Origin of the sequence: Hymenobacter canadensis (genome assembly GCF_027359925.1) — a bacterium.
GTDB classification, from domain to species: domain Bacteria; phylum Bacteroidota; class Bacteroidia; order Cytophagales; family Hymenobacteraceae; genus Hymenobacter; species Hymenobacter canadensis.
On record NZ_CP114767.1, the window covers coordinates 1262134 to 1282965 of the forward strand.

18 protein-coding genes and 1 pseudogene are annotated in these 20832 nt (G+C 62.7%); 16 read left to right on the forward strand and 3 right to left on the reverse strand.

Going from position 1 to position 20832, the window contains the following annotated elements; all coding sequences use genetic code 11:
- The first annotated feature begins 121 nt into the window (after positions 1–121).
- Both O3303_RS05525 and O3303_RS21920 read left to right on the forward strand, forming a co-directional pair.
- Entirely contained in the window at positions 122–1372 is a 1251-nt protein-coding gene (locus tag O3303_RS05525) for an aminotransferase class I/II-fold pyridoxal phosphate-dependent enzyme (RefSeq protein WP_269561069.1), read from the forward strand.
- A gap of 240 nt (positions 1373–1612) precedes the next feature.
- Positions 1613–1783, forward strand: a pseudogene (locus O3303_RS21920) (histone H1); the annotation flags it as partial.
- 201 nt (positions 1784–1984) lie between these two features.
- Here O3303_RS21920 and tyrS read toward each other — a convergent pair.
- Positions 1985–3283 (reverse strand): tyrosine--tRNA ligase, encoded by a 1299-nt coding sequence (gene tyrS, locus O3303_RS05535; RefSeq protein ID WP_269561071.1) that lies wholly within the window; start codon positions 3281–3283, stop codon positions 1985–1987.
- A gap of 221 nt (positions 3284–3504) precedes the next feature.
- On the opposite strand from tyrS, the gene holA reads away from it, so the two are divergent.
- The 4 genes from holA to O3303_RS05555 all read left to right on the forward strand — a co-directional run bounded on the left by holA (position 3505) and on the right by O3303_RS05555 (position 6157).
- Entirely contained in the window at positions 3505–4581 is a 1077-nt protein-coding gene (gene holA, locus O3303_RS05540; RefSeq protein ID WP_269561072.1) for a DNA polymerase III subunit delta, read from the forward strand.
- A gap of 158 nt (positions 4582–4739) precedes the next feature.
- Positions 4740–5201: an Xre family toxin-antitoxin system antitoxin gene (locus tag O3303_RS05545; protein ID WP_269561073.1), complete on the forward strand. Its 462-nt coding sequence runs from the start codon at positions 4740–4742 to the stop codon at positions 5199–5201.
- A gap of 13 nt (positions 5202–5214) precedes the next feature.
- On the forward strand, positions 5215–5676 hold the full coding sequence (locus O3303_RS05550; protein ID WP_269561074.1) for an RES family NAD+ phosphorylase: 462 nt from the start codon (positions 5215–5217) through the stop codon (positions 5674–5676).
- 220 nt (positions 5677–5896) lie between these two features.
- Positions 5897–6157, forward strand: a complete 261-nt coding sequence (locus O3303_RS05555) for a hypothetical protein (protein ID WP_269561075.1) — start codon at positions 5897–5899, stop codon at positions 6155–6157.
- On the opposite strand, the gene O3303_RS05560 is transcribed toward O3303_RS05555, so the two are convergent.
- Positions 6158–6946: a hypothetical protein gene (locus O3303_RS05560; RefSeq protein ID WP_269561076.1), complete on the reverse strand. Its 789-nt coding sequence runs from the start codon at positions 6944–6946 to the stop codon at positions 6158–6160. It abuts the gene before it with no gap.
- 182 nt (positions 6947–7128) lie between these two features.
- Between O3303_RS05560 and O3303_RS05565 the strand changes: the two genes are divergently transcribed.
- The 9 genes from O3303_RS05565 (at position 7129) to O3303_RS05605 (ending at position 18802) form a co-directional block, all read left to right on the forward strand.
- Positions 7129–10341: a tetratricopeptide repeat protein gene (locus tag O3303_RS05565; RefSeq protein WP_269561077.1), complete on the forward strand. Its 3213-nt coding sequence runs from the start codon at positions 7129–7131 to the stop codon at positions 10339–10341.
- A 100-nt stretch (positions 10342–10441) separates the two neighbouring features.
- Positions 10442–12139: a TonB-dependent receptor gene (locus O3303_RS05570; RefSeq protein WP_269561078.1), complete on the forward strand. Its 1698-nt coding sequence runs from the start codon at positions 10442–10444 to the stop codon at positions 12137–12139.
- A 103-nt stretch (positions 12140–12242) separates the two neighbouring features.
- On the forward strand, positions 12243–13475 hold the full coding sequence (locus O3303_RS05575; RefSeq protein WP_269561079.1) for an HU domain-containing protein: 1233 nt from the start codon (positions 12243–12245) through the stop codon (positions 13473–13475).
- A 1-nt stretch (position 13476) separates the two neighbouring features.
- Positions 13477–14208, forward strand: coding sequence for a MotA/TolQ/ExbB proton channel family protein (locus O3303_RS05580; protein WP_269561080.1), 732 nt, complete (start codon positions 13477–13479; stop codon positions 14206–14208).
- 92 nt (positions 14209–14300) lie between these two features.
- A complete protein-coding gene (locus tag O3303_RS05585; protein ID WP_269561081.1) occupies positions 14301–14711 on the forward strand; it encodes an ExbD/TolR family protein in 411 nt (136 codons plus the stop codon).
- 83 nt (positions 14712–14794) lie between these two features.
- Entirely contained in the window at positions 14795–15679 is an 885-nt protein-coding gene (locus O3303_RS05590) for a hypothetical protein (protein WP_269561082.1), read from the forward strand.
- Between the two features lie 171 nt (positions 15680–15850).
- On the forward strand, positions 15851–17152 hold the full coding sequence (locus tag O3303_RS05595; RefSeq protein WP_269561083.1) for a bifunctional folylpolyglutamate synthase/dihydrofolate synthase: 1302 nt from the start codon (positions 15851–15853) through the stop codon (positions 17150–17152).
- 91 nt (positions 17153–17243) lie between these two features.
- Positions 17244–17906 carry a tRNA (guanosine(46)-N7)-methyltransferase TrmB gene (gene trmB / locus O3303_RS05600; RefSeq protein ID WP_269561084.1) on the forward strand — a complete coding sequence of 221 codons (663 nt, stop codon included), beginning with the start codon at positions 17244–17246 and terminating at the stop codon, positions 17904–17906.
- Between the two features lie 56 nt (positions 17907–17962).
- The gene (locus tag O3303_RS05605; RefSeq protein ID WP_269561085.1) at positions 17963–18802 is read left to right on the forward strand and encodes a maleylpyruvate isomerase N-terminal domain-containing protein; all 840 of its coding nucleotides are present in this window, start codon (positions 17963–17965) and stop codon (positions 18800–18802) included.
- Between the two features lie 30 nt (positions 18803–18832).
- Here the strand turns inward: O3303_RS05605 and O3303_RS05610 are convergent, their stop codons facing one another.
- Positions 18833–19462, reverse strand: a complete 630-nt coding sequence (locus O3303_RS05610) for a beta/alpha barrel domain-containing protein (RefSeq protein ID WP_269561086.1) — start codon at positions 19460–19462, stop codon at positions 18833–18835.
- Positions 19463–19659: 197 nt separating this feature from the next.
- On the opposite strand from O3303_RS05610, the gene mnmA reads away from it, so the two are divergent.
- Positions 19660–20832, forward strand: a complete 1173-nt coding sequence (gene mnmA, locus O3303_RS05615; protein ID WP_269561087.1) for a tRNA 2-thiouridine(34) synthase MnmA — start codon at positions 19660–19662, stop codon at positions 20830–20832.

A 20832-nucleotide genomic window follows, 5' to 3' on the forward strand; every position in this document is an offset into this window, starting at 1 on the left:
GATGGTTGGAAGCCTGCCTGCTGGGGGTTACCTTTGCGGATTGCCATAACTTTGTACATTCCCCGGCGGTTAGCCCTTCGCGGACAGCCGCTCGTTTCCTTTCACATTAACCCGTCCCCTCGTGGATCTATTTGAGAAGATTGCCGCCAACCGCGGCCCGCTGGGCAGCCACTCGCACTACGCGCACGGCTATTTCACGTTCCCTAAGCTGGAAGGCGAAATCAAGCCCCGCATGATTTTCCGCGGCAAGGAGGTGCTCACCTGGAGCCTGAATAACTACCTGGGCCTGGCCAACCACCCCGAGGTACGCAAGGCCGACGCCGACGCCGCTGCCGAGTTCGGCATGGCTCTGCCCATGGGCGCCCGCATGATGTCCGGCAACTCCAACCTGCACGAGCAGCTGGAAAATGAGCTGGCCGAATTCGTGATGAAGCCCGATTGCATGCTGCTCAACTTCGGCTACCAGGGCGTGGTGTCCATCATCGACGCTATGGTGAACCGCCACGATGTAATTGTGTACGACGCCGAGTCGCATGCCTGCATCATTGATGGCGTGCGCCTGCACGCCGGCAAGCGCTTTGTGTATACCCACAACGACATGGGTAGCCTGGAGAAGCAGCTGGAGCGCGCCAAGCGCCTCACCGACGAAACCGGCGGCGGCATCCTCGTGATTACCGAGGGCGTGTTCGGCATGTCGGGCAACCAGGGCGACCTGCGGGGCGTGATTGCGCTGAAGGAGAAATTCCAGTTCCGTTTGTTCGTAGATGATGCCCACGGCTTCGGCACAATGGGCGCTACCGGCGCCGGAACGGGCGAAGAACAGGGCATTCAGGATGGCATTGACCTTTATTTTTCGACGTTTGCGAAGAGCATGGCCAGCATTGGCGCCTTCGTAGCGGGCCCCGAGAACGTAATTGAATATTTGCGCTACAACATGCGCAGCCAGATTTTCGCCAAAAGCCTGCCCATGCCGCTTGTAGTGGGCGCTTTGAAGCGTTTGGAGCTGCTGCGCACCCAGCCCGAGCTGAAGGAAAACCTCTGGATCATTGTGCGGGCCCTGCAGAGCGGTTTGCGCGAGAAAGGCTTCAATATCGGCACCACCACTTCGCCCGTAACGCCGGTGCTGCTGGAGGGTCAGATTCCGGACGCTACCCAGGTAACCTTCGATCTGCGTGAGAATCACGGCATTTTCTGCTCCATCGTGGTGTATCCGGTAGTGCCGAAAGGTGTGATCATGCTCCGCATTATCCCAACCGCGGTACATACCCTGGAGGACGTGGATACGACCATCAAGGCGTTCGAAGTAGTGCAGGAGAAGCTCGCGAAAGGACTTTATTCCAAAGCTGAAGTACCTGCCGGCCTGCAGAACTAGTTTCGGCTTCGCTAAATACAAAAGCCAGTCCCTGCGAGGGGGCTGGCTTTTGTATTTGGTACTATTCCGTGGGATAGGTGGTCGGTGGGAAAACCTGAAATCAACTTTTTTTACTGAAAAGTGGCCCTGGGAGCCGTGAAACGCGTTTAAGAAAAAAAGTGGGCTACTTGCTTGTATTTGAAATCCCTGTATATTAGGCCCGGTCAAACTATTTTTTCCACTCCACACAACCCCTCACACATGAGCAATTTCAGCCAACTCAAGGACCTCGTTATGGGCCTGGAAAGCGACTTCGAGAAGTTCTACGACAAGAACAACTCGGCCGCTGGCACCCGCGTGCGCAAAGGCATGCAGGAACTGAAGAACATGGCCCAGAGCATCCGCACGGAAGTTCAGAACGCCAAAAACACGGCTGCTCCAGCTGCTGGTGCTGCTAAAGCTGCTCCGGCTGCCAAGAAAGCCGCTCCGGCTGCTGCCAAGAAAGCTGCTCCGGCTGCGAAGAAGAAGTAGTCTGGCATCGGCAGGGCCTAGGTCGCTGCTGATCCTGATTATGCAAAAGAAAAGGCCTCACCTATCCGGTGAGGCCTTTTTTATGGCCCGAAGCCACGGTCTTTACACCACCTTGATCAGGTAATAGTTCTTCTTGCCTTTCTGGGCCACCACGTACTTATCGTGCAGCAGCGGCAGCTCGGCGGCCTGTTGTTCCAGCGTGGCCTTGGCGCGGTTCAAACTCACGCCGCCGGCCTGAATCATCTTCTTGGCCTCGCCTTTGGAGGGGAAGATGACGGCGTTGGTAGCGTCGCTCAGCAGGCTGATGACGTTGTGCTCGGTGAGGCTGGCGCGGGGCACCTCCACGTGGGGCACGCCGGCAAACACGTCGAGCAGCGTGGCTTCATCGAGGCTGCTCAGCTCGCCGCCGCCGAACAGCACCTGCGAGGCCGCTACGGCTGCTTCGTAGGCCGCTGGGCCGTGCACGCGGATGGTCACGTCCTGGGCCAGGGCCTTCTGCAAAGTGCGCAGGTGCGGGGCCAAGGCGTGTTCGGCTTCCAGAGCTTCGATTTCCGCCTGTGGGAGCAGCGTGAACACGCGGATGAGGCGGGGTACGTCGGCGTCGGCGGCGTTGAGGAAGAACTGGTAGAACTGGTACGGGCTCGTCATGGCGCCATCCAGCCACACGGTGCCGGTTTCGCTCTTGCCGTACTTGGTGCCGTCGGCTTTGGTGATGAGCTGGCCGGTGAGGGCGTAGGCTTTGCCTTCGCCGCCCGACATGCGCCGGATCAACTCAGTACCGGTAGTGATGTTGCCCCACTGGTCACTGGCGCCCATCTGCAGGGTGGTGCCCAGCTCTTTGTAGAGGTGGAAGAAGTCGTAGCCCTGCAGCAGCTGGTAGCTGAACTCGGTGTAGCTGATGCCGTCGGCGCCGGATTCCTCGTTGCCGCCGATGCGGCGCTTCACCGAGTCCTTGGCCATCATGTAGTTCACGGTGAGGTGCTTGCCTACTTCGCGCAGAAACTGCAGGAAGTTGAAGTCTTTGAACCAGTCGTAGTTGTTCACCACCCGGGCCCCGGTGGGCGAGTCGTCGAACACCAGGAACTTCTCTAGCTGGGCCTGAATGCCGGCCTGGTTGCGGCGCAGGGCATCCTCATCCAGCAAATTCCGCTCGGCCGATTTGCCCGAGGGGTCGCCAATCATGCCGGTGGCGCCGCCCACCAGGGCCAGGGGCCGGTGGCCGGCTCGCTGCAAATGCACCAGCAGCATAATGGTGGCCAGGTTGCCGATGTGCAGGGAGGGCGCGGTAGGGTCGAAGCCGATGTAGCCGGTGATGGGCGCGTTCTTCAGCAGGTGCTCCTCAGTGCCGGGCATCATGTCGTGAAACATGCCCCGCCAGCGCAGTTCGTCTATGAGGTTCAAAGTGGAAGTAGGAATTAAGAATTAGGAATTAAGAATTGAGCCGGCGAAATGCAGAGAGGCAAACTTGCTTTCCTCAGACGGTACCAGCCGCCCAATTCTTCCAAAGCTGTTCGGCAAAGGTAAGAGGCAGCCCGTACCTTTGGGTAGGAAGAATTGGGAAGGTGTCCACCAGTGCGCCCACCCCAATTCTTAATTGCTAATTGCTCATTACTAATTATACGTTGAATCTCTCGCCCGACGAAATCCTGAAGCAGCTCCAGCAGCGGCAGTTTGCGCCCGTGTATTTCCTGCAGGGGGAGGAGCCGTATTACATCGATCTGCTGGCTGATCTGCTGGAAAAGCACGTGCTGCCCGAACCCGACAAAGGCTTCAACCAAGTGGTGCTCTACGGCAAGGATACCGACGTGGCCGGCATTCTGGGCCAGGCCAAGCGCTTTCCCATGATGGCCGAACGCTCGGTGGTGATTGTGAAGGAGGCCCAGGCCGTGGCCGACCTGGAGGCCGAAAAGTCGTGGCCGTTTCTGGAGGCGTACCTGAAAAACCCGCTGCAGAGCACCGTGCTGGTGTTCTGCTACAAGCACAAAACCCTGGACGCCCGCAAGAAGCTGGGCAAGCTGCTGGCCGGTGATAAAAAGGAGCCCGCGCCCGCTGGCACCGTGCTCATGACCAGCAAGAAGCTCTACGACAACCAGGTGGCGCCCTGGCTGAGCAACTACGTGCGCTCGAAAAACCAGCAGATTACGCCCCAGGCCACCGTGATGCTGGCCGAGTACATCGGCGGGGAGCTGGGCCGCCTCACCAACGAGGTGGACAAGATGCTCATCAACCTGCTGCCCGGCCACAGCATCGACGAGGATCTGGTGCAGCGCATGGTGGGCATCAGCAAGGAGTACAACATCTTCGAGCTGCAGAGTGCCCTGGTCCGCCGCGACGTGCTCAAGGCCAACCGCATCCTGCTCTACTTCGAGGCCAACCCCAAGAACAACCCGCTCATCCCGAACCTGACGCTGCTGTTCAACTACTTCTCCCGGCTGCTGGCCCTGCACCAGAACCCCAACCCCTCGGAAACCGACTGGCTGAAAATGGGCCTGCGCTTCCCCATCCAGCGCAAAGACTACCAGACCGGCCTGAAAGTGTTCGACTTCCACCGCACCCGCGACATCGTGCACCTCATCCGCCGCGCCGACGCCCAAAGTAAAGGCATCGACTCAGGCTCCATGACCGACGGCGAAATCCTGCGCGAGCTGATCTGGCTGATCATCCACCCGGTGCCGCTGCACGCGGTGGTGGGAGCGTAGAAGATTGCGCTGGCGCCCGAGGGCCAGTGGTACGGCACCGATGCCCCAGGGCTTCAGCCCTGGGGCATGGGCGACAGCAGCTATTCGAACCAAAGGAAATTTTTCCTCGTTAATCAGAAAAATTTCCCTAAGTTCGATTCGTCAACCGGAACTTTGTCATGGCAACTCCTGCTCATCAACCCAAGATTACGGCCCCCATGCCGGCGGCTTTGCGCAAAAAATGGGCCGCCTGGGGCCGGGCCGGGCAGGACGCCTACGCCTTGGTGATGGAGGCCCGCAAGGGCGTGCCCGCGGCCACGGTCTTTGAGGTGGCCGAGGCCTACCAGCTGCAGGCCCAGGAGCTGGAGGCCATCTACGAGTTGTCGACTAAAACCCTGCGCACCTACTCCCAGGAAAAGAAAAACCTGAGCGCGGCCAGCAGCGAGAAAACGCTTAAAATCATCAGCCTCTACAACCTGGGGCTGGAGGTGTTCGGCAACGCGGCAGCGTACCTGCGCTGGCTGGATAAGCCCGCCCACGGCCTCGACGGCGAGATTCCGCTGCGGCTGCTGGAAACCAGCGGCGGCATTGACTTGGTAGCCGAGGAGCTCACGCGCATCGCCTACGGCGACTTGTCGTAACTGGGGAGCCCGCATGCTGGTATACCGCATCTGCCTGGCCAAGTACGCCGACGACCTGTTTGCCTCGGGCTACCGGGCGCGCTGGAATTTCAAGGATCAGTTCGTGATTTACACGGCCGCCACCCGCGCTTTAGCCTGCCTCGAAAACGTGGTGCACCGCAGCGGCGAAGGCCTCACCGACCAGTTTCGGGTGTTGGTGATTGAGGTGCCCGACGACGTGCTCATCGAAGAAATTACGCCCGCCCAACTGCCCGCTGATTGGGAGCGGGCCAGCCGCTACGCCGTGTGCCAGCCCCTCGGCGACGCTTGGTACCGCCGCCGCAGCTCGGCCGTGCTGCGCGTGCCCTCGTCCATCGTACCCCAGGAGTTCAACTACATCCTGCACAGCCGCCACCCCGATTTCAAGCGCATCCGCATCGTGGCCCGGGAGGAATTTCGATTCGACTCGCGCATCAAGGCGCAGGATGTGGGCTGAGTGGAAGTAGTAGCGCGAACTTTGTAGTTCGCGCCCCCGCGCCATTCGGATGATTTCGTTTCAGCGGCGCGGGGACGCGAACTACAAAGTTCGCGCTACTGCGTATCGGTACGCCAACCGGAAATCCTTGCCACAGTACTCCAACGTCAGCACGCGAGATGCTTCGGCTGCGCCTCTGCATGACGTTCATTTCCAGCCGCTCACTCCGTATTCAAACACAATGCAAGTTCTCGACATCATCCCCGTATCCCCCAAAGAAACCTTCCTCATTGGCCACCTGACGGGGCCGGTGCAGCCGGGCAAGTGGGCGCTGCGCCTGAACGGCGAAACCGTGGCCGTGCTCGATATTGTGGGCGAGGCCCAGGTCCAGACCGGGCCCAAGGGCAAGCTGCTGCCGCCCCGCGTACTGGAATGCCGCGGCCCGGTAGACCGTCGCGCCATCGACTTCACCCGCGACGAGGTGACGCTGGAGCGGCAGTAGCTAATACCGCTCCTCGCTGCGGGCCGAGCTAAGGTCAAGCAGGTACTCGCAGGCCTTGCGGAAGCCGTCCTGCTTATTGGGGCTGTGGCGGTAAACCAGGTGGTAGCCGTCGGCCAGGTGGGCTTCCAGCAGCCAGTCGGCACCGTCCATAACGCTGAGGTCTTCGCGGGAGGTCAACTGGCGAAACTCACTTTTCAGCAGTAGCTGCTCGAAGTGCTGCCACTGCTCTTGGCTGAGTGAGCGGGTGGTTTCTTCGGCACCAACCGGCGTGGGTGGCCGGTTGGCTTCGGCCAATTCCCGCTGCAGGGCGGGGGCTGCCTGCCAATGGCGAAACTGCGCTTTCAATTTCCTGACTTGCGCCGCCGAGGCGTCCGGTGGTATGTACAGGATGTCTACCATCCTGGGTAGGCCGGCCGGTTTATTCAGAAACTGCGTGCGAAGCGTTAGGCCATTTGCCTGCCGGGCCAGGGTCAGCAGAACGGGGCGGTGGAAAGCCCGCAGCCACAGAAACCGATAGGTGTCGGTGCCTCTGTAATAATTCGCTAGAACCGGGGCCTGAAAGGCGTACAGGTTGCGCGAGGCAAATCGCAGGGAGTGAGGTGGGGTAGGGTCTGCTGAGTCGATTGGGATACGGAAGGAATCTGCCGGAAAATAGAACGTGGTGGAGTCCCGCGGATGGCCCTGGGCGTCGGAAATGACCGGGTTTTGCGGGTAGCTGCCCGCAGAATGGGTGGGGGCGGAGCAGCCGGCCAGCAGCAGGAGCGGGAGCAGCAGACGGATACGGCGCATAGGGGAGATGCTAACAGATAAAACAGTGCCCCGAAGGTAACAGCCGCCTTTCGGCTACACCAAACCTGCCTAATCCCTCGTTACCACTAGCTAAAAGGCGATTCTGCCGCAACCCAAGCGCGTTTTTCGCTACTTTTGGCCATATCCGGCCCTGATGGGGCCGCTTCCCGTAACGCCGAGCAATGAAGTTATTCCCCCGGATTGCGCTGGCCGCCTCCCTTAGCGCCGCGGCGCCGCTGGCCGCCCAAGCCCAGCAAACGCAGGTGTTCGCCTCCGACGAGCGCCACTTCCAGGAAGGCCTGGAGCTGTTCGACCGTGGCAAGTATGGCGCCGCCCAGCAGGCGTTCCAACGCTATACCGAGCTGACCCAGCGCCGCACCGGTGAGCTGGCCGAGGGCCGCACCATCGACGCCGAGTACTACTACGCCGTGGCCGGCCTCTACCTGTTCCACCCCGACGCCGAGGACCGGATTCTGGCCTTCGCGCGCCAGAACCCGGCTCACCCTAAGGCCGCCGTGGCGTTTTTCGAGCTGGGCAAGTTTTACTTCGACAAGAAGGACTACGTCAAGGCCATCGACTACCTGCAGCGCGTGGGCGCCGACAACCTGAGCACCGAGCAGCGCGCCGAGTCGGAGTTCAAGCTGGGCTACAGCTACTTCGCGCAGAAGGAGTTCGACAAAGCCAAGCTGCAGTTCGACCGCAACAAGCAGGGTACCCACGAGTACCGCTACGCCAGCTCCTACTACGCCGGCTACCTGGCCTACCGCGCTGGCGACTACGCCGGGGCCCGCCAGGACCTGGCCGTGGCTGAGCAGAACGACGCCTACCGCCCCGTGGTGCCGGCCGTGATGAGCCAGATCTACTACAAAGAAGGCAACTTCGACGGCCTCATCGACTACGGCACCAAAGCCCTGGCCCAGACGCCGCCGCCGCAGTCCAGTGACGAGATTCAGCTGCTGGTGGGCGACGCCTATTATCAGAAGCAGGACTTCAAGCAGGCCGCCGAGTACTTCGACAAGTACGCCGCCGGCCGCAAGAAGATCGAGCCCGAGGTGCAGTACAAAATCGGGTACGCCAACTACAAGCAGGGCGACTTCAAAGGCGCCATCGGCTCGTTCAAGGGTGTGGCTGCCCGCCGCGACTCGCTGGGGCAGAATGCGGCCTATCACCTGGGGCTGAGTTATCTGCAAACCAACCAGAAGCAGTTGGCTTTGAACTCGTTTGACGCGGCCCGCAAAGCCAGCTTCGACAAGAACGTCACCGAAAACGCCACCCTCAAGTACGCGCAGATCAACTATGAGCTGGGCAACACGCCGGAGGTGATTGCGGCCCTCAAGGACTTCGGCAAGAAGTACCCGCGCTCCAAAAACCGCGAAGCCGCCGACGACATCCTGAGCGAGAGTTTTCTGAACTCCTCCGACTACGCCCAGGCCCTCAACTACCTCGACAACCTCGACGACCGGAGCAGCAAGCTCAACGCCACCTACCAGCGCGTATCCTACCTGCAGGCCGCCACGCTCTACAACAACGCCCGCTACACCGAGGCTCTGCCGCTGCTCGATAAGAGCCTGAAATACCCGCAGGACGACGCGCTGCGCGCCGCTGCCCAGGTGCTGAAAGGCGAAATCTACAGCGTGGGCCAGCAATACCAGCCCGCCATTACGGCCTACACCGCCGCGGCCCGCACCGCCCGCTCCGGCGGCGTCACGCCCGACGAGAAGGTATTCGAGCAGAAAGCCCGCTACGGCCTCGGCTACGCCTACTACAACACCCAGCAGTATGACCGCGCCCGGCCGCAGTTCCAGGCCTGGCTGCAGGACCCGGTGGCCAAGCCCGCCGACCCCAACTACTACGACGTGACCCTGCGCCTGGCTGACACCTATTATGTAGCCAAAAACTACACCCAGGCGCTGGAGCTCTACAACAAAGTCATTGCGGCCAACGCCGCCGACAAGGACTACGCCTACTACCAGAAGAGTGTGGTGCTGGGTTTGTTGGGCCGCCGCGACGAAGCCGCCAGCACGCTGGGCACGCTGCTGCGCACCTCGCCCACCTCGCGCTACGCCGACGACGCCGTGTACCAGCAGGCCCAGCTGGATTTCGAGGCCGGCTCGTTTCAGCAGGCCGTGGATGGCTTTTCGCGCCTGATTACTAACCGCCCCAACTCGGCCCTCATTCCGCAGGCGCTGCACAAGCGCGGCGTGGCCTACGCCAACCTGGAGCAGCACGACAAGGCCGCCGCCGACTTCAAGCAGGTGCTGAGCCAGTATCCGCGCACCAAGGCCGCCAGCAGCGCCATCTACTCGCTGCAGGAAAGTTTGTCGGCGCAGGGCAAGACCGAGGAGTTCGACCAGTACCTGGCCCAGTTCAAGCAGCAGAATCCCGACAGCAAAGCCACCGAAAGCGTGGAGTTTGAGGCCGCCAAGTCGCTGTACCTGGCCGAGAAGTACGCCCAGGCCATTCCGCGCCTGGAGTCGTACCTGAAGCAGTACCCCGACAACGCGCTGGCCGCCGACGGCCGCTATTTCCTGGCCGATGCGCTTCTGCGCACAGGTAAGAAGGCCGAGGCGCTGCCTAAGCTGAAAGCCGTGGTGCAGGAAGGCAAGTCGGAGTTTGTGAACCGCGCCGTGGGCCGGGTGGCCGAGCTGGAGTTCGAGAACAAGAACTACCCCGAGGCCATCAGCTACTACACGCGGCTGCGCACGTCGTCGCAGAACAAGCGCGAAATTGCCAACGCCGGGCTGGGCCTGATGCGTAGCTACTACGAAAGCGGCGACCTGGAAAACACGCGTCGCGTGGCCCAGGAACTGCAGACGCAGGCCGCCTCGCCCACCGCCACCAACGCTGCGCTGCTCTACCTGGGCAAGGCTAGCCTCAAAGCCGGCAACTTCGACCAGGCCATTACGGAGTTGAACACGGCTGCCACGGCTGCCGCCGCCGACGAGAACGGCGCCGAGGCTCAGTACCTGGTGGCTGATGCCCTGTTTCAGCAGAAGAAGTACCCCGAAGCCCTCGACGCCGCCTACAAGACCAACACCTCCAACTACGAGCTGTGGCAGGGCCGGGGCTTCCTGCTCATCTCCGACATCTACGCCGCGCAGGGTGAAAACTTCCAGGCCCGCGCCACGCTCAACTCCATCATCGACAACAAATTTCCGGTGGCTGAGGTGATTGACGGGGCGAAGAAACGCCTCGCCGCGCTGCCTTCCGACAGCCCGGCCGGTGGCACCAAACCCGCCCCGACCAAGCCCACCACCACCAAGCCCGGCACCAGCAAAGCCCCGGCTACGCCCAAGAGCAAAACCGCCGGCCGCAGCTCCCTTCTGCCCAGCACTGCCCAGCCCACCGACACCATCAGCAACCGCACCGATGGCCCGGTAGGCGAGGAGGAATAGGCGCAAGGTTGTTTGCGTTGTCTGGAATATTTGTCTGATTATTAATTGGTTGCTGCAGCGTATCTCAACTGATGCCTGCACTGAATCCACTCCCGAACCTATGACGCTTCATCCGTCGAAAATGCTGGCGCTGGCCGGCCTGCTGGCCGCCGCGCCCGCCGTGGCCCAGGCCCAGACTACGCGCCCCAACCCCCGCGGCAAGATCGAGGAGGCCGAAATTGAAATCGTAAAAGAGCGGGTCAATCAGCTGCCCGAAGCCACCCGCAACTTCGAGAAAATCACCATCGCGCCGCCGGCCAAAACCGCGGCTCAGGTGCCGTACACCTACCCCGACTACAAGCTGCCCGCCGACTTGCTCAACCCCTCGGTGCGGGTGCTCACCATCCGGCAGGAGGAGCTGACCCCGCAAACTGGCAACTACCTCAAGGCCGGCATCGGCAACTACGGCACCTTCCTGGGGCGCGCCCATCTGCACAACACCCGCAGCAACGCGGCCTCCTACGGGCTCGATCTGAACCATCTGTCGTCGAGCCGCGGCCCGATTGACAAGCAGAACTCCGGCCAGAGCCGCACCAGCCTGGGGGTGCACGGCGAAACCTACAGCGGCAGCACCGCGCTGGGCGCCAAGGTGGACGTGGGGCGGGAGCGGTACAACTTCTACGGCTACAACCGCGACCGGCCGGTGCTGCCCGAAGCCGACAGCCTCAAGCAGACCTTCTTCCGGGCCGATGCTAAGGTGTACGCCCGCAACCGCGCCACCGACGCCGCCTTCCAGTACGACGTGGCCCTGGGCTTCCGGCACTGGAACGACCGGTTTGAGGCCAAGGAAAACAACATCTACGCCGAGTTGCGTTCCAGCTACGCCCTCACGGAAACCAGCCGCGTGACCGTCAACGGCGACCTGTCGTTCATCTCCTTCAAGGATTCGCTGAGCTACCGCCGTCCCTTCGTGCAGGTGACGCCCGCCTACAACCTCACCCTGAACCGCCTGGCCCTGACTGTAGGCGCCACCCTGGGCTACACCGGCGACACCATCCGCGACGTGTCGCAGTTCAAAGTGTATCCGGCTGTGCGGGTCGGCTATACCGTCACGGAAGACAAACTGGTGGTGTTTGCGGGCCTGGGCGGTGGTTTGCAGCGCGTGAGCATGTACGACCTGACCACCGAAAACCCCTGGCTGGCGCCCAATCAGCGCGTTGCCGACACCCACCGCGGGCCCACGCTGTACTTTGGCTTCCAGGCTGCCCCGGCCCGCGCATTGGAAGTGAATGCCAAGGTGACGCTCAGCAACGACCGGAACCTGTACTTCTACAACAACTCCCGCCGCGACTCCACCAAGTTCGACCTGGTCTACGACAAGAAAGCCACCCAACTGCTCAACATCCACGGCGAAATCATCTACAACGCGGCCGAGAAAACCCGCATCGGCCTCAAAGCCGACTACAACGGCTACAACGTGAAGACGCTGGCTGAGGCCTTCCACCGGCCGGCCTTCCAGTCGGTGCTGTTTGCCTCGCACAACGTGTATGAAAAGCTGCTGCTGGGCGCTGAGCTGTATACCTACAGCTCCAGCTTCGGCTCGGGCTACCGCTACGGCGCCAATGCCCTGCAGCCCCGCGAATTCGTGCGCCCCACCGACTCCGTAATCGACCTGAATCTGCGCGCCGATTACCGCATTATGGAAAATCTAAGCATCTTTGCTCAAGGCAATAACCTGCTTAACCGGCAATATGAGCGGTTCCTCAACTACCCAGTGAAAGGAATCAACGTATTGGCCGGTGTCACCTACGACTTCTAAGACGAGGGCTTAGGGCTTGGGGTATAGGGCTTAGGTCGTACGTATCAGTACGGTCAAGGCCCTATACCCCAAGCCCTAAGCCCTAAGACCTACTCCCTGATATATGCCGCTCTCCGACCATATCCGCACCCTGCTCCGGGACCATGACTGCGTCATCATCCCCGATTTTGGCGGCCTGATTGCCGACTACGCCCCCGCCCGCATTCATCCGGTGCGGCACACGCTGGCGCCGCCGGCCAAGCGCGTAGCCTTCAACCAGTCCCTGACCCGCAACGACGGGCTGCTGGTGGATGCGCTGAGCGCGCGCCTGAACCTGAGCACGGCGCAGGCCCGCCAGCTGGTGCGCGAGGCCGTAGCCCGCATGCAGGAAGAGCTGGACGCCACCCAGCGCGCCGAGCTGAGCGGTATCGGCACGTTCCGCCGTTCCGCCGGCCGCGGCCTGGAGTTTGAGTACACCGGCACCGATAACCTGCTGTCGGCCAGCTTTGGTCTGCCGGAGCTGGTGTCGCGCCCGGTGCGCGCTACGGATGCGCTGAACTCGCGCGAGCGGCAGCCGGCCGTGCCGCAGCTGGCCACTGTGCGCCGCCGCGCCTCGCGGCTGGTCTACAACGCCCTCACCGCCGTGGTGGTAGGGCTGATGTTCTCAGCCAGCTACATGTTCGCCGATCAGCAGGGCTACCTGCCCCAGAGTTTGCGCCTGCCGGCTTTCCAGGAGGTAAGTGCCACTACGCCGGCCACGCCGCAGCCTGCTGTGGCAGCGCCGGCTATCAGTCGCCAGCAGGCGGCCCTCACGCCCTCCGATAACTACGTAGCCCCGGCCGCCGCTACCCCGGCCACTGAAGTAGCCGTGGCTACGCCCGCCGTAGCCACCAAGCCTGCTGCGGCTCCAGTGGCGGCCGTGGTGCGGAAAGCGCCGGTATCCGCGGCGGCTGTGAAAGTAGCACCAGTCGCTGCCGCCAAGGCCGTAGCCGTGAAGCCCGTGAGCAAGGACGTGCAGGGGCCGGCCGCCAAATCGGCCAAAGCTGCCGTGAAAGCGCCGGGCTGGGAAAAAGCCCGGGCCGGTAATGCAACCCCGGTAGCCAGCACCGCGACAATTAACAGCCGCACCAATCGTTACTACGTGGTGGCCGGTTCCTACACCAGCCTCGTTAATGCCGAAAAAGGCCGTCAGGCCCTGATTCGGTTGGGCCACCCGGCCCGCGTGATTCTGCCGCAGGCCGGCAGCCGGCAGTTCAAGCTCTCCGTTGCCGATTACGCCGACCGCACCTCGGCCGACCGGCAGGCCACCATCCTGCGCAAGCGGATGGGTTCCTCTCTCTGGGTACTCAATTACTAGCATGACCGTATTGCTTTCCCTGCTGCTTCAGATGCAAGTCGGCAGCGCGCCCGCCGCCGGCGCGGCCACCGCCGACTCCACCGCCACGGCCGCTAACGCGGCTGCCAACGCCGCCGCCGCCGACCTCTCGCTGGTGGATTTGATTGTGAAGGGCGGGGGCATCATGATTCCGCTGTTTCTGCTCTCGTTTGTGTCGCTCTACATCATCATTGAGCGCTACATCACCATCCGCAAAGCCGCGGCCGTGCCGGAGTCGTTCATGCCCGGCATCCGCAACCTGATGGTGAAAGGCGACCTGCAGGGAGCCAAAATGCTGTGCGCCCAGACGGCCACGCCGCTGGCCCGCATGATCGAGAAAGGCATCCGCCGCATCGGCCTGCCGCTGAAAGACATCGAAACCAGCGTGGAAAACGTGGGCAAGGTGGAAATCGCGCGCCTCGAAAAGAACATCAGCATCCTGGGCATCATTGCCGGCATTGCGCCGATGCTGGGCTTTGTGGGTACCATCATCGGGGTTATCAAGATTTTCTACGCCATCAGCGCCACAGGCGACTTCGGCATTGCCCAGATTTCGGGCGGTCTGTACACCAAGATGGTGACGTCGGCCACCGGCCTGATCGTGGGCATCATCGCCCACATCGGCTACCACTGGCTCAGCATCATGGTCGAGCGCCTGGTGTTCCGCATGGAAAATTCGGCCATCGAGTTCATGGACATCCTGCAGGACAACTAGGTGAGCAACTGAGTAGCGGAGTAACTGAGTAGGTTTTCCTTCTGCCCAGTTGTCTGCACATCTACTCAGTTACTCCGCTACTCAGTTACTCTATGAACCTCAGCCGCCGCCGTAAGCTTTCCTCGCACGTCGAAACCAGCTCGATGAACGACATCATGTTCTTTTTGATGCTGTTCTTCCTGATTGTGTCGACGATGGTGAACCCCAACATCATCAAGCTGATGCTGCCCAATGCCAAAAGCAGCAAGCAGATGATGAAGCAGCCCATTACGATTTCCGTGGATGCGGCCGGCGGTTACTTCATCGACCGACAGCCCACCAGCGCCGCGCAGCTCGAAAGCGAGCTGCAGCGCCGCGTGCAGGGTCTCGACAGTCCCACCGCCGTGCTGCGCGTAGATGCCTCCCTGAACGTGCAGAAGCTCGTAGACATCCTGGAAATCGGCAACCGCCTCAAGATTAAAATGGTGATGGCCACCCAGGCCCAGCAAGCCGCCGGGAAATGAGTTGTTGGTTGTCAGTTGTTAGTTGTCAGCCCTGAGACAACAACTGCTAACTGACAACCAACAACTGACAACTAACAACTAAAATGGAATACCGCGAAGAACATCGGAAGGAAGCCTTGGTTGGCACCGTGCTGCTGCACGCGGCCCTGGCTGCCGTGTTCTTCTTCACCGTGTTCAAAGGTCCTGATCCGCCCCTCGACGCGCTGGGTGGCGACGGCGTGGAGCTGAACTACGGCGTGGACGAAGCCGGCTCCGGCGACATCCAGAGCCTGGCCACCGCCAACGACTCGCGCAACCGCGAGGACAGCCGCCCGCCCGCCTCCAACCCCGACCCGCAGCCCACGCCGCCGCAGCCCCAAACGGCGCCGCCCGTACTGCAGCAGGCCGCCGAGGCCCGCACCGTCACGAGTGAGGCCGAGGAAAGCCCTGTAACGGCCCCGCCGGTGGAGAAACCGTCGCCGTCTCCGCGTGAGGAGGTGAAGGAAGCGCCCCGGCCTGTGGAGCGTCCGCGCACCCTCTACACCCCCAAAGGCAGCGCCAATGGCGGCGGCAACGGCGTGAACGGCAGCAGCAACGCACCCACCGGTAACAACAACGGCGACCGGCCCGGCTCCGTTGGTGACCAGGGTGACCCAAATGGCTCGCTGGATGCCAAGGCCCTCTACGGCCAGCCCGGTAGCGGCGGCAGCGGCAGCAGCCCCGGCTCGGGCGGCCTCGAAATGAGCGGCTGGGCTTTCGTGAACCGCCCCACGGCCGCAGCCCTCGACAACAACTCGGGCTTCGTGCGCTTCAAGATTAAAGTGAGTGCCGACGGCGAAGTGGAAGCCGTAACCAAAGTCTCCGGCAACGTGTCGGCGGCGCAGGAGCGGGCCTGTCGCGACGCGCTGGAAAACGCTGAGTTCCGCCGCACCAACTCTGCCAACGGCGGCGGCACCGGGTTCTACACGTTCCGCTTTACAGTCCGCTAGACTTTCAAACGATTAAAACCACACCGGGCCGCCGGCTGGAGAAATCCGGCCGGCGGCTTTGTTTTGCGGGCAGTAGCGCGAACTTTGTAGTTCGCGCCCCGCGCCGTTGCAGTCATCCGAACGGCGCGGGGACGCGAACTACAAAGTTCGCGCTACTGCTTTCCTGCCTCCATGACCTACCAGCAAACCCTCGATTACCTGTATAGCCAGCTGCCCATGTTTCAGCGGGTGGGCGAGGCCGGCTACAAGCCGGGGCTGGGACGGACCGAGGCGCTGGCCGCGGCCATGGGCAACCCCGAGCGGCAGCTGCGGTGCGTGCACGTGGCGGGCACCAACGGCAAGGGCAGCAGCTCCAACCTGCTGGCGGCGGTGCTGCAGGCGGCCGGCTACAAGGTGGGCCTCTACACCTCGCCTCACCTCAAGGAATTCACGGAGCGCATCAAAATCAACGGGCAGGACCTGACGCCGGAGTATCTGGTGGCGTGGGTGGCGCGCTGGCAGCCGCTGTTTGCCGAGCTGCAGCCCTCGTTTTTCGAGATGTGCGTGGCACTGGCCTTCGCTTACTTCGCCGAGGAGCAGGTAGACGTGGCCGTGGTGGAAGTGGGGCTGGGCGGCCGCCTGGATTCCACCAACATCATTACGCCGCTCGTCTCGCTTATCACCAACATCAGCTACGACCACCAGAACCTGCTCGGCAACACGCTGCCGCTGATTGCGGGCGAGAAGGCCGGCATCATCAAGCCCGGCGTGCCGGCCATCATCAGCCAGACCCAGCCCGAGGTGCAGGCTGTGTTCGAGCAGAAGGCGGCGGCCGAACAGGCGCCGCTGCTCTTCGCCGACCAGCACTACCTCGCCGAGCTGGCCGCGCCCACGGCCCCCGACGACGACACCCAGCTCCTCACCATCACCCGGCCCGACGGCCAGCTGCTGCTCTCCGAGCTGGAGCTGGGGTTGGTGGGCGACTACCAGCGACTGAACCTGCCTGGCGTGCTGGCCGTGGTAGACGAGCTGCGCCGCCAGGGTTTCACGATTCCGGAGGCGGCCGTGCGCGAAGGGCTGCGCGAGGTGCGCCGCCTCACCGGTTTTCTGGGCCGCTGGACTATCCTGGGCCGCCAGCCACTTGTTATCTGCGACACGGGCCACAACGAGGCCGGCATCCGCTTCATCGTGGGGCAGCTGGCGCGCCTGCCGATGCAGCGGCTGCACTTTGTGCTGGGCGTGGTCAATGACAAGGACGTGAGCAAGATGCTGAGTTTGCTGCCGCTGCACGCCACCTACTATTTTTGCCAGGCCACTATTCCGCGGGCCCTGCCGGCTGCTGAGCTGGCTGAGCGCGCTGCTGCCGTAGGACTGCAGGGCACCGTCTGGGGCCCGGTTCCGGCGGCCGTGGACGCCGCCCGGGCCGCCGCCGCCCCTGATGATGTGGTGTTCATCGGGGGCAGTACCTTTGTGGTTGCCGAGGTAGACTTTTAAGTTGTCAGCGGCTAGTTGTCGGTTGTCAGTGAGTATTTCTGACAACCGACAACTAGCCGCTGACAACCGACAACTAAACAACCAACAGACAGTGCCCCGTATCAAACTTCAACGCTTCGCCGAAAACGCCGAACGGCCCGACATTGTAGAACCCGGCAAAGCCAATTACGAGCAGCTGCGCGGCCGCTGGCACGAAGACTTCTTCGGCACTCCGCACCCCATCACCCTGGAAGTAGGCTGCGGCAAGGGCGAATACACGGTGGGTTTGGCCGCCCGCTATCCGGAGCGCAGCTTTCTGGGCCTCGACATCAAAGGCGAAAGAATCTGGCGCGGTAGCAAGCGGGCCGAGGAGCAGGGCCTGCGCAACGTGGGCTTCGTGCGCACCCGGGCCCTCGATTTGCTGCAGCATTTCGCGCCCGCCGAACTGGCCGAAATCTGGATAACCTTTCCCGATCCGCGCCCCCGCGACCGGGACATCAAGCGCCGCCTTACTTCGCCGCGCTTCCTCAACCTGTACCAGCAGATTCTGCGGCCCGGCGGTCTCGTGCACCTCAAAACCGACAACGAAGCCTTGTTCGACTATACCCTGGAAATGCTGGCCGAGCGGCCCGGCGTGCAGATCCTGGCCCAGACCAAAGACCTCTACGCCACGCCCGAGCTGCTCCCGCACGCCGAGGACATCGTCACCAACTTCGAGAGCAAGTACCGCGCCCAGGGCGTGCCCATCAAATACGTGCAGTTTCAGCTGAGTTAGGCTACCATAAACAGCTAAGCCGGCCGCGTAGAACGCTCCCCGTCCCAGTAGAAAGTATGCAACCACTGCCCGTTCTGGATACTGCGCACCTGTTCCCGGTAGTGGACGCGCACCTGATTGCGCTGCTGCGGGCTCTGGCCCCGGCCGACTGGGAGCAACCCACGCTGGCCCCGCTGTGGCGGGTGCGCGACGTGGCCCTGCACCTGCTCGACGGCAACCTGCGGACCTTGTCCATGTTGCGCGACGGGCATTTTGGGGGCGCAGGGCCCGCCAGCCCGGCCTACGCCGATGTGGTGGAGTACCTCAACGGCCTCAACAACGAGTGGGTAGCTGCCGGCCAGCGTCTCAGCCCAGCCATCCTCACGTGGCTGCTGGAGCTGAGCGGGCCGGCCTACAGTGCCTACATCAGCTCGTTGCCGCCTTTTGAGGTGGCCGCCTTTCCAGTGGCCTGGGCCGGCGAAGAAACGTCCCTCAACTGGTTTCACGTAGCCCGCGAGTACACCGAAAAGTGGCACCATCAGCAGCAGATCCGGCAGGCGGTAGGGCAGGAGGCGGTAATTTTCGCGCCCGAGCTGTATCAGCCGTTTCTGAGTACCTGCCTGCGGGCGTTGCCGCACCACTACCGCAAAGTGCCGGCCCCGGCGGGCGCGGTGGTGGCGCTGGCCATTACGGGCGCGGGTGGCGGCAGCTGGTATCTGCGGCGGGCCGAAACCAGTTGGGAGCTGGGCACCGGGTATACCGGGCCGGTAGCTACCCAAATCATACTGGACGGGAACGTGGCGTGGCGACTATTCACGAAAAGCCTGCCGCGCGAGCTGGCGGTACAGCACATGCAAGTGGAGGGCGACTGGGCGTTGGCCGACCCGCTGCTTGGTCTGATAACCGTGATGGCCTGATGGCTGACTCGCGGCCCGGAACAGGTAGGCCTACGCTTCCAGCTCCTCGAACACGGCTTCCAACTCGGTGAAGTCGCGCAGGCCGGGCTTGATTTCGTCGCCGCCTTCCAGCACGATGCCGGCCGGGCGCACCGTTTCCACTAGTTTCCGGACGGAGCCGCCGGTGCTGGCCGCAAAGCCGGCCCCCAGCCACAGCGGAAACATGCGGGCCTGCTGGGTGAGCCGGGTGAGTTGAATGGCGGAAAGGGGCTCTGCCGGCGGTATGGCCAGCACAAAGCCAGTGAGGTAGGGATGCTGGTCGCGGAAGCGGGTGTCCACGTCCTCGGGCAGCATGTCCGGAATCCAGGTGACGAGCTTCTGAGCCGGCAGCGCCAGCTGCGCCAGGTCGGCGGGCGTGCGGCGCCGGTGCAGCAGCACGTCTCTCAGCCCGCACTGGGCGGCTATGGCATTGATGCCGGTAGCTGGCATCGTATCAAACTCGCCGACCAGCTCGATGCCGGCCACCCAGCCGCTGATTTCCTGCACGGCCTCGGGCGTGAGGTAGCCGGGTAAGGCGGGGTCAAGCAGGAAGGAGAGGCGGTCGGCGCCCATGCCGGCGCAGTAGCGGGCATCGGAGAGGTTGTTGATACCGCGCACCAGCACGGACGTGAGCAAAGCCATAGCAAAACAGAATTTAGGCGCGCCGCACACCCCCGGCAGGGGCAGGAGCACAACAAACAGAGCGCGAAAGTACAGATTCCGGCCGGCCCGGCGCGTTTCTTCGGCGCGGTTTCGGTAGGGAAGAAACCACGAGCCCGCCGCGGCTGTTATCTTTGCCACTGCGGCCGCGGGCCTTGACCCCGCGGGCGCCACTTTCTATGACGCAATTTGCCCCCTCGACGCCGTCCGCCCCGCGCGGCCGCGTCCTCGTCGCCATGAGCGGCGGCATTGATTCCTCGGTAGCGGCCGTGCTCCTGCACGAGCAAGGCTACGAAGTGGTCGGGATGACCATGAAAACCTGGGACTACGCCTCGGCCGGCGGCTCCAAAAAGGAAACCGGCTGCTGCTCGCTCGACAGCATCAACGATGCCCGCCAGATTGCTGTGGACCTCGGCTTTCCGCACTACATCATCGATATTCGGGATGAGTTCGGTAACTTCGTGATTTCCAATTTCACTGAGGAATACTTGGCCGGCCGTACGCCCAACCCCTGCGTGCTCTGCAACACCCACATCAAGTGGGACGCGCTGCTGCGCCGCGCCGACCAGCTCGGCTGCGAGTTCATTGCCACCGGCCACTACGCCCAGGTGCGCCACGAAGACGGCCGCTACGTCATCAGCAAAGGCCTCGACGAAAACAAAGACCAGAGCTACGCGCTGTGGGGCGTCAGTCAGGAGAGCCTGGCCCGCACGCTGTTTCCGCTGGGCAAGATGCGCAAAACCGAAATCTACGACGAGGCACGTCGTCGCGGCTTCACCGAGCTGGTAAACAAGCCCGAGAGCTACGAAATCTGCTTCATCCCCGACAACGACTACCGGGGCTTCCTGCGTCGCCGCGTGCCGGGCCTGGAGGAGCGCGTGGCGGGCGGCAAGTTCGTGCTGCGCGACGGTACCGTGCTTGGCACCCACGAAGGCTACCCGTTCTACACCATCGGGCAGCGCAAGGGCCTGGGCATAGCGCTCGGCTACCCGGCCTACGTAACCGAAATCCGGCCCGATACCAACGAGGTGGTGCTGGGCAACTTTGATGATCTGGCCAGCTCGCGCACCACGGTGGGCAAACTGAACATGGGCAAATTTGCCTCGCTGGAAGGTCGCGGGCTGGTGCCGAGCCGCACCAAAGTGCGCTACAACCACAACGGCGGCGCGGCCGCGTTCCTGGAGCAGATCGGCGACAAAATCCACGTCTACTTCGAGGAGCCCGTGCACGCCGTGACGCCCGGCCAGGCCGCCGTGTTTTACGACGGCGACGACGTGATTGGCGGCGGCTGGATCGAGCGCCACACCATCGGCGAAACTCCTGTATCTTCGGAAGCCGCGGCCGCGTACTAG

Bases quoted from the DNA above. Each gene is read 5' to 3' on its own strand.
- O3303_RS05580 (WP_269561080.1), top strand. From the start codon at position 13,477: ATGACCGTATTGCTTTCCCTGCTGCTTCAGATGCAAGTCGGCAGCGCG.
- O3303_RS05550 (WP_269561074.1), top strand. From the start codon at position 5,215: ATGCTGGTATACCGCATCTGCCTGGCCAAGTACGCCGACGACCTGTTT.
- O3303_RS05585 (WP_269561081.1), top strand. From the start codon at position 14,301: ATGAACCTCAGCCGCCGCCGTAAGCTTTCCTCGCACGTCGAAACCAGC.
- O3303_RS05545 (WP_269561073.1), top strand. From the start codon at position 4,740: ATGGCAACTCCTGCTCATCAACCCAAGATTACGGCCCCCATGCCGGCG.
- O3303_RS05555 (WP_269561075.1), top strand. From the start codon at position 5,897: ATGCAAGTTCTCGACATCATCCCCGTATCCCCCAAAGAAACCTTCCTC.
- O3303_RS05595 (WP_269561083.1), top strand. From the start codon at position 15,851: ATGACCTACCAGCAAACCCTCGATTACCTGTATAGCCAGCTGCCCATG.
- O3303_RS05610 (WP_269561086.1), bottom strand. From the start codon at position 19,462: ATGGCTTTGCTCACGTCCGTGCTGGTGCGCGGTATCAACAACCTCTCC.
- mnmA (WP_269561087.1), top strand. From the start codon at position 19,660: ATGACGCAATTTGCCCCCTCGACGCCGTCCGCCCCGCGCGGCCGCGTC.
- O3303_RS05590 (WP_269561082.1), top strand. From the start codon at position 14,795: ATGGAATACCGCGAAGAACATCGGAAGGAAGCCTTGGTTGGCACCGTG.
- O3303_RS05570 (WP_269561078.1), top strand. From the start codon at position 10,442: ATGACGCTTCATCCGTCGAAAATGCTGGCGCTGGCCGGCCTGCTGGCC.
- O3303_RS05605 (WP_269561085.1), top strand. From the start codon at position 17,963: ATGCAACCACTGCCCGTTCTGGATACTGCGCACCTGTTCCCGGTAGTG.
- O3303_RS05565 (WP_269561077.1), top strand. From the start codon at position 7,129: ATGAAGTTATTCCCCCGGATTGCGCTGGCCGCCTCCCTTAGCGCCGCG.
- O3303_RS05575 (WP_269561079.1), top strand. From the start codon at position 12,243: ATGCCGCTCTCCGACCATATCCGCACCCTGCTCCGGGACCATGACTGC.
- O3303_RS05560 (WP_269561076.1), bottom strand. From the start codon at position 6,946: ATGCGCCGTATCCGTCTGCTGCTCCCGCTCCTGCTGCTGGCCGGCTGC.